The sequence below is a fragment of the Acidocella aquatica genome (assembly GCF_030160635.1).
Classification (GTDB): Bacteria; Pseudomonadota; Alphaproteobacteria; order Acetobacterales; family Acetobacteraceae; genus Acidocella; species Acidocella aquatica.
This window is the reverse complement of record NZ_BSOS01000014.1, coordinates 1-2364: the sequence shown is the minus strand read 5'-3', so window position 1 is coordinate 2364 and position 2364 is coordinate 1. Positions and strand designations below refer to the sequence as shown.

The 2364-nt window shown below is 59.7% G+C and carries 3 protein-coding genes and 1 pseudogene; 1 reads left to right on the top strand and 3 read right to left on the bottom strand.

The genetic code is table 11. The features are described 5' to 3' along the window. Positions 1-311 precede the first annotated feature (311 nt). Positions 312-1103 carry a class I SAM-dependent methyltransferase gene (locus tag QQJ84_RS05140; protein ID WP_284257029.1) on the top strand — a complete coding sequence of 264 codons (792 nt, stop codon included), beginning with the start codon at positions 312-314 and terminating at the stop codon, positions 1101-1103. A gap of 146 nt (positions 1104-1249) precedes the next feature. Here QQJ84_RS05140 and mazF read toward each other — a convergent pair whose 3' ends face one another. The 3 genes and pseudogenes from mazF to QQJ84_RS05125 all read right to left on the bottom strand — a co-directional run. Next, the gene (gene mazF / locus QQJ84_RS05135; protein WP_284257028.1) at positions 1250-1603 is read right to left on the bottom strand and encodes an endoribonuclease MazF; all 354 of its coding nucleotides are present in this window, start codon (positions 1601-1603) and stop codon (positions 1250-1252) included. Beyond that, on the bottom strand, positions 1603-1842 hold the full coding sequence (locus tag QQJ84_RS05130; RefSeq protein ID WP_284257027.1) for an AbrB/MazE/SpoVT family DNA-binding domain-containing protein: 240 nt from the start codon (positions 1840-1842) through the stop codon (positions 1603-1605). The genes mazF and QQJ84_RS05130 overlap by 1 nt, the downstream gene beginning before the upstream one ends. A 335-nt stretch (positions 1843-2177) precedes the next feature. Beyond that, positions 2178-2364 (bottom strand): annotated as a pseudogene (locus QQJ84_RS05125) (ABC transporter permease); the annotation flags it as partial.

Here is a 2364-nt window from a genome sequence, read left to right as displayed (position 1 = left end):
CTTATCCACCGCGATCAAGGCTTTCACGACAATCAGTGGGCAGTGAGGTTTGCGCTTCTCCACAAACAGACAGTAACCTCATTGGTTAATTTTGGCAACTAGGTTAATCCACCACGAGATCGCAAATCGCACTACGCCACCAGCGTCCCGGTGTGAGGGAGGCAGAAACACTCATTGGCCGGGAATGTGAGCAGAAGCCGACGATGGCGAGCACAGTGGCGGATAATCCCATGATTGATTTCGTGAAGGCGTCGGTTGCGAGAATGGGCAAATCCGAGGAAAGGTGGTCGTATCGAGAAGGAGTTATACCGATGTCCATCGAACCTGTGCCGTTTGAGCCGCGCCGGTTTCGCACGGCGGCAGCGCATTATCTGGCGGGCCGGCCCGGCTATGCACCACGGCTGATCCGGCGCGTCGCCGAGCTTTGCACGCTGGGGGCGGCGGACCGGGTATTGGATCTGGGCTGCGGGCCGGGGCAGTTGGCGAAAGCTCTCGCGCCATTCGTTGGCGCGGTGGTGGGAATTGATCCGGAGCCGGAGATGCTGCGCCTGGCGGAGCGGGAGGCCCCCGCGAATGTGCGGTTTCTGGAGGGAAGTTCCTATGGGCTCGAGCCGGATTTGGGCGTGTTCCGGCTGGTGACAATGGGGCGATCGTTTCACTGGATGGACCGGGTCGATACTTTACGACGGCTGGAGGGGATGATCGAGCCGGGCGGGGCGGTGGCGCTGTTCGGGGACAAGCACCCCGAGGTGCCGGAAAATGCCTGGCGACAGGTGTTCCAGGACCTGGTCGGGCGTTACGCGGCAGATGATCCGCACCGGCACCAACGGCACGAGCCGGGGAAGGCGTCCCATATCGCCGTGCTGCTGGACTCGGCCTTTAGCGAGTTGGAGGAGGTTTCGGTGATTGAGCGGCGGGAACTGCCTGCGGCGGCGTTGATTGAGCGGGCGTTGTCGATGTCATCCACGTCACGGGCCAGGATCGGGGCGCGGGCCGATGCGCTGGTGGCGGAGATCGAAGCACTGACGGCAAAGCTCGCGCCGGCGGGCCGACTGATTGAGGTGGTGGCGAGCACGGCGCTCATCGCCCACCGGGGAGGCTAGCCCCGCCGAGCGCCACTTTTCCGGCAGGACATCGCTACGCCGCAACGATGTCACGTTAATTATTTGATTAGACGCTATTTTTTAATGCCCCGCAAAAAAACGCAGAATATATCTTATGGAAAGTCGGGGCATTTTTCGTCGCGCGATCAACCGCGCAAGAGCGCTATGGCTTTCTGCCTGATTTCATCCAACTCGGCGGTCGTCGCGCGTCCTTTGCGTGCCGCGTGCCGGGCCTGCCAGTCAAGACTCTTGATTTGATCGGCGAGCGCCACGCTGGGTTTTTTGCCTGACAAACCAACCTCGAATGGGTAATTCTTGATTTGGGTGGTGGTCGGACAGCATAACAGCAGCCCCGTGCGTCCATTGTAGGACGCGGGACTCAACACCACGGCTGGCCGGTGTCCAGCCTGCTCGTGGCCGGCCTGAGGGTTGAACTCCAGCCAGACGATATCGCCGGCATCTGGGACGTATTTTTGCTTCGCACGCGGCGGAGCTGCCATTAGAAAATTTCTCTGCCGGCGGAACTACCAAAATCAACTTCGCCATGGAGATTATCCGGTGTGACCTGTAACAGCAGACTCTCCAGCGTCACCGGCTTGCGCATTGGCTCGATGACGATGCGCCCATTCTCAGCCCGGATGTCGACATCCTGGTCGATGCTTACATGCACAGCATCCAAAATCGCGGCGGGAATCCGGACCGAGGCGCTGTTTCCCCATTTTTTTACCTGGCTTTGCATGTTACTATTCCGTTGCTACATTGTAGATACATGGTGGTTCCACACAGGTCAAGCGGGGGGCGAGAAAATGTAAATTGCGCGCCGCAGCATTGCGCGAGCGGCGCTCTGTCTTATGGAAAGTACGGGGGTGGAGTGGCGGCTCGGATACGCTAAATATCACCGCCCAGCTCTGCAGCTATTTTGCACAGGGTTTTATCCCCTCCCTCCGGGACTTTATCTCCAAATGTCAGCCGTGCATGGCTATATGAAAACCCGGTATGTTCAAATCCGGGGCACGCCGCCAACTTGATTTGCTGCTTATTGGGTGACCACTAAACGCCAAAGAAGTGCGGACATTAATCCAGTGTCAACGCCTGCGCCCGCACCAACCGGGCGAAGGCGCCCTTGGCGGCCAGGAGTTCGGCATGGGTGCCCTGTTCGACGGCCTGGCCGTCGGCCATCACCACGATAAGGTCTGCATCGCGCACGGTTGAGAGCCGGTGGGCAACCACGATGGTGGTGCGCCCGGCGCGCAAATGAGCC

Coding starts and splice junctions, on each gene's coding strand:
- QQJ84_RS05140 (WP_284257029.1), top strand. CDS start 312: ATGTCCATCGAACCTGTGCCGTTTGAGCCGCGCCGGTTTCGCACGGCG.
- mazF (WP_284257028.1), bottom strand. CDS start 1,603: ATGGCAGCTCCGCCGCGTGCGAAGCAAAAATACGTCCCAGATGCCGGC.
- QQJ84_RS05130 (WP_284257027.1), bottom strand. CDS start 1,842: ATGCAAAGCCAGGTAAAAAAATGGGGAAACAGCGCCTCGGTCCGGATT.